Annotated in this window: 2 protein-coding genes and 1 pseudogene; 1 reads left to right on the top strand and 2 read right to left on the bottom strand. The window is 45.8% G+C overall.

Going from position 1 to position 4,632, the window contains the following annotated elements:
- Nucleotides 1–244 precede the first annotated feature (244 nt).
- Nucleotides 245–370 (top strand): hypothetical protein, encoded by a 126-nt coding sequence (locus tag JGK36_RS28125; protein WP_293193435.1) that lies wholly within the window; start codon nucleotides 245–247, stop codon nucleotides 368–370.
- Nucleotides 371–622: 252 nt separating this feature from the next.
- On the opposite strand, the gene JGK36_RS34010 is transcribed toward JGK36_RS28125, so the two are convergent.
- Both JGK36_RS34010 and JGK36_RS34005 read right to left on the bottom strand, forming a co-directional pair.
- The gene (locus JGK36_RS34010) at nucleotides 623–2,818 is read right to left on the bottom strand and encodes a glycoside hydrolase family 38 C-terminal domain-containing protein (RefSeq protein WP_366516605.1); all 2,196 of its coding nucleotides are present in this window, start codon (nucleotides 2,816–2,818) and stop codon (nucleotides 623–625) included.
- 774 nt (nucleotides 2,819–3,592) lie between these two features.
- Nucleotides 3,593–4,459: pseudogene (locus JGK36_RS34005) on the bottom strand (hypothetical protein); the annotation flags it as partial.
- Nucleotides 4,460–4,632 lie beyond the last annotated feature (173 nt).

The following is a 4,632-nucleotide window of genomic DNA, read 5'->3' as shown; positions in this document are numbered from 1 at the left end:
CCCAAAATCCCTTTCTTGCCGTAAAAGAGCTGATGGATGGGTGAAAAAATCAACAATTCTACTCCTTGGGACACAGGGAGTCTGCCGGAAAAGATAAGTAATTATCTTGCTAGTTAGGACCACCTTCGGGTGAGTGAAACCTACGGAGGGAGGATAAGACCAGCTTAGAGATTGCTCGCGTCGAGGCTCTCCCGTTGAAAGAGGAAGCCCGCACTCTATTTGTTTACAATAATGAGTGTCGGGTATGTCACGTATCTATGATAACATTCAAATATCTACTGTTGGGACTGACTTACTTAGGTTTCGGCTGGGGATATTTGCCCTGGCTGCGGATGAACCGGGCGGCGATCGCAATTGTTGGGTCAGATGAGTGCCGTAGCTTTGGGGAGTAGGAGACCTCAAAACTGCTTGGCAGGCGATCGACACCTATCTGTAAACGATATCGCGCGAGGGATTCCCGCGCCCGTTAGCTAAAAGGCGATCGGCAATAGACAAGATTGCACTCATTTGCAAATTATCTTGAAAAATCATCTGCGTTTACCTGTGTTTATCTGCTTGACATCTGCGGTTCCTGTATAATTGAATGATTGATGCAAGAGGTCTAATATCTTAGGTTTTGAGATTATTCCTTCTTCCCTTCCCTCTCTTCCTTCGCGACAAGAGCGCTATCGTGGTTCGTTACAACAGCAAAACTAGCAATTTTCCAAGGTTCTATCTTAAAACTTTCCGATAGAGGCAACCTTTCAGACAAAATTGCAGACCTTTCTAGCAAATCGACAGACTCTAAAATCTCCAATCCCAAATCGCCATCCAATGCTAACACAGCCTGTTTGCCCTCGGATTCGCAACACCGAAAAATCCAGACATTCGCATCATCTTCCGACTGTTTGAAAGCCATCAACACTAAATTTTCGGCGGACAAATCCAAGAACTTGCCAACGGGTGGCAGAGTCCGATCGCGATTTTCCGGCAACTGCGACAACACCTTTACTAACAGCGGCATATTCAACTCGCAGCCGCGCCGAACAGTGCCAGCATCTTGCCAATTTCCAGCGTGGGGATAGACGGCACAAGTAAATTGGGAAACTCCAACATCTGCTGCTTCATCCGGCCAAGTGGAACTTCTGAGCAAAGTCAGCCGAATTTGATTTGGTTGAATGTCGCAACCGTATTTACAATCGTTGAGCAAACTGACTCCAAAACCGTCATTGCTGATATCAGTCCAACGGAAAATCGGTACTTCCCATTTGGCTTTTTCTGCCGGTGTCTGCGGCTTGGTCGTGCGTGCGATCGCGCCGCCGGGAATTTCGCAAGTTGCAAAATCTGCTGCGACATTTAACCCGAAGGCTGTTTTGACTAAAACGTGAGTTTCTTGCCAATCTACGACTGTCTTGATTTTCAGCAGTGGCGAACCTGTTTCTACTATATAATCTTGGCTAAACTCGGATTTACCAATTTGCATAACTACGCGCAAACTCTGCCGTACTTCTCCCCGGTCTACCCAAGAAATCTGTTTGAGTATCGGGGCGGGTAATGGATGTTTTTGGTAATTCGGATCGATGTTCCAAGCATCCCAATATTGACCGCTGTCTTGAAAGGCTTGCAGTTGATTGCCTCCGACTGCATTCAGGACTTCTCTATTGTTTGCTTTATCCCAAATGCTGGATAAATTACCAGTTTCTGCGTCTACTGTTGCCCGAATAAGCTCATTTTCTAAGACCGTTTCTGGGGCTGAAAAAAGCGTTTCTTGACAAGGCGTGTTTTTTTGTGCTATACCGTATGTAAGTTTTGATAAATCTGTCTTTTTTTCGGTGGCTGAGCTTGCAGGGGCATGATTTAGGGTTTGAGCGCCATGGCAAAGCCAAAAAACGCGGTAGCCGATCGCCGGAACACTCTGGGCCGAAAATAACAGTGTAGATTGGGATTGCGATGGGAGTCGATCGCCCTTAACAATCTGCGAAGTCAACCGCCCTCCCGATAAGTCGTAAATTTGCCAAGCTGCGTCGGGGGAATCGGGAAGAGTTACGGCGACAACTTCAGAGCGCGACCAATTGAGAGAATTGAAAACAAAAATCGGTTGAGCGTCCGACTGCGGAGGAGAAGGTAGAGAAATCTGAGCAGCGATCGCATCTAAGGATTGTAGCAGGATGTGGTGGCAAGAGCGATCGACCTCAGCAAAGGCTAGATTAGCATCAGTGTAGACCTGGGCGATCGCCGAACCGGGCAAAATATCGTGAAACTGGTTAAACAACACCTGTTTCCAAGCCAATTCTAACTCAACTTTCGGATAAACCGCACCAGTGCAGATTGTCGCGATCGAAGACAACAACTCCGCTTGATAGAGCAAATCTTCGCAGCGGCGATTTTGGCGTTTTTGGTCAGCGCGAGTCGTGTAACAACCCCGGTGGAATTCTAAGTAAAGTTCATCTTTCCAAATCGGGAGATTGGGAGAGGGGGAGAGGGGAAGAGAGGGGGAATTTTTTAGTTGAGATTTCTCTTGGTGAATTTCGGTTGGGAAATCAAGGTATTTAGGTTCTGATTCCGAAAATTTACCGGAAAAATCACCTACTAAGCCGGACAAATTCTCGGTTGTTTTCCTAAGTTGCAAATTTTCCTCGTTTTCTACCGAATTCGTTTCACTTTCGGATGAACTTGTCGAATTTTCGAGTAATTTTCCCGATGCGACACCTGATAAAGTTTCGACAACTTCAGGAATTGGCAAACTTGCGGGAGTTTTTAGATTGGAGTTGAGGCTTTCGGGTAAATTTGCGGAATTTTCGACTAATTTTGGAGGTGCGACATCCGATAAAGTTTTCACAACCGTCTCAGCTTGCAAACTTGCGGGAGTTTCCTGACTTGAAGTTCGACTTTCGGGTAAAGTTGCGGAATTTTCGAGTAAATTTGGAGGTGCGACATCCGACAAAGTTTCGACAACTTCAGGAATTGGCAAACTTGCGGGAGTTTTGAGATTGGAGTTGAGGCTTTCGGGTAAATTTGCGGAATTTTCCGATGCGACACCTGATAAAGTTTCGACAACTTCAGGAATTGGCAAACTTGCGGGAGTTTTGAGATTGGAGTTAAGGCTTTCGGGTAAATTTGCGGAATTTTCGACTAATTTTGGAGGTGCGACATCCGATAAAGTTTTCACAACCGTCTCAGCTTGCAAACTTGCGGAAGTTTCCTGACTTGAAGTTCGACTTCCGGGTAAAGTTGCGGAATTTTCGAGTAAATTTGGAGGTGCGACATCCGACAAAGTTTCGACGAATTCAGCAATTGGCAAACTTGTGGGAGTTTCCCGAGTTGAAGTTCGACTTTCGGATGAAGTTGTCGAATTTTCGAGCAAGTTTCCCGATGCGACATCCGACAAAGTTTCGACGACTTCAGCAATTGGTAAACTTGCGGGAGTTTCCTGAGTTGAAGTTCTACTTTCGGATGAAATTGTAGAATTTTCTAGCAAGTTTCCCGATGCGACATCCGACAAAGTTTCGACGACTTCAGCAATTGGTAAATTTTCCCGACTTGGCGACTGCGAAACATCAGATTGAGAATCAACCTCTGCAACTTCCGGCAAAAACTGACTCTCAATCAAAGACAAATAATCAACAGCCTTCGCAAACTCCAACCTTGGGAAAAAAGGCGACAACTTCCAGCGTTTCGCCACCTCTAGCATATCGCGAGTCGGGCCGCCGCCGTGGTCGCCAACTCCCGGCAACCAAAGAGCATCTTGCAAACCAGTTTTAACTTGCCAGTCAAAAGCATGACTTGCCATTTTTACAGATTCTACACTTTCGCCGATCGCGCCAGACATCATGCTAAATATTTTAGTACCATCCAACCCTTCCCACCAAAAAGCACCGTGGGGAAATTCCGTCGAATCATTCCAGCGCAACTTCTGCGTCACAAAATAGTCAACTCCACCTTGCCGCAAAATCTGAGGTAATTGCCATCCAAAGCCAAAAGTATCCGGTAGCCAAGCCACCCGCATCAACTCCCCAAACTTTTCTTTGGCATAACGCTGTCCGTAAAACACTTGCCGCACCATTGACTCAGCCGAAATCAAGTTTAAATCCGGTTCAACCCACATCCCACCGACAACTTCCCAACGTCCGACGGCCACCTGTTTTTGAATTGCAGTAAATAAGTCAGGGCGGTGCTCTTCCATCCAAGCATAAAGCGCTGGAGTTGAATGACAGAAAATCAAATCGGGAAACTCAGATTGCAATTTCAATACCGACTCAAAAGTTCGTTCCGCCGCTTCCCAAGTTTCCGGGACAGGCCACAGCCAAGCTAAGTCTAAATGAGCGTGACCAACCAAATAGATTTTACCTATATATATAGATGTATGGCAAGTTTCAAGTGAGTCAGATCTGGATTGGGAATTTGTAATTTGTAATTGGGAATTTGTAATTGGTAATTGATGATTGGCTGGCGAGTGTATGACTTGATTGAGAAAAGCTATATCGCCAGTTTCACCTATATATATAGATGTGGAGTTCTGATTTTCTGAAACCTGAGAAAGTATCTGCCTACATCCTCCCTCTGCGCCCTCTGCGCCCTCTGCGGTTAAATCATCTAACTCTCCAGAAAAAGAAGGAATATCGGCAGTTTCACCTATATATATAGATGTGGAGT

The organism is Microcoleus sp. PH2017_35_SFW_U_B, assembly GCF_020737865.1.
Lineage (GTDB): Bacteria > Cyanobacteriota > Cyanobacteriia > Cyanobacteriales > Microcoleaceae > Microcoleus.
Note: the sequence above shows the minus strand (reverse complement) of the source record. Positions and strands in the feature narration are given on the sequence as shown.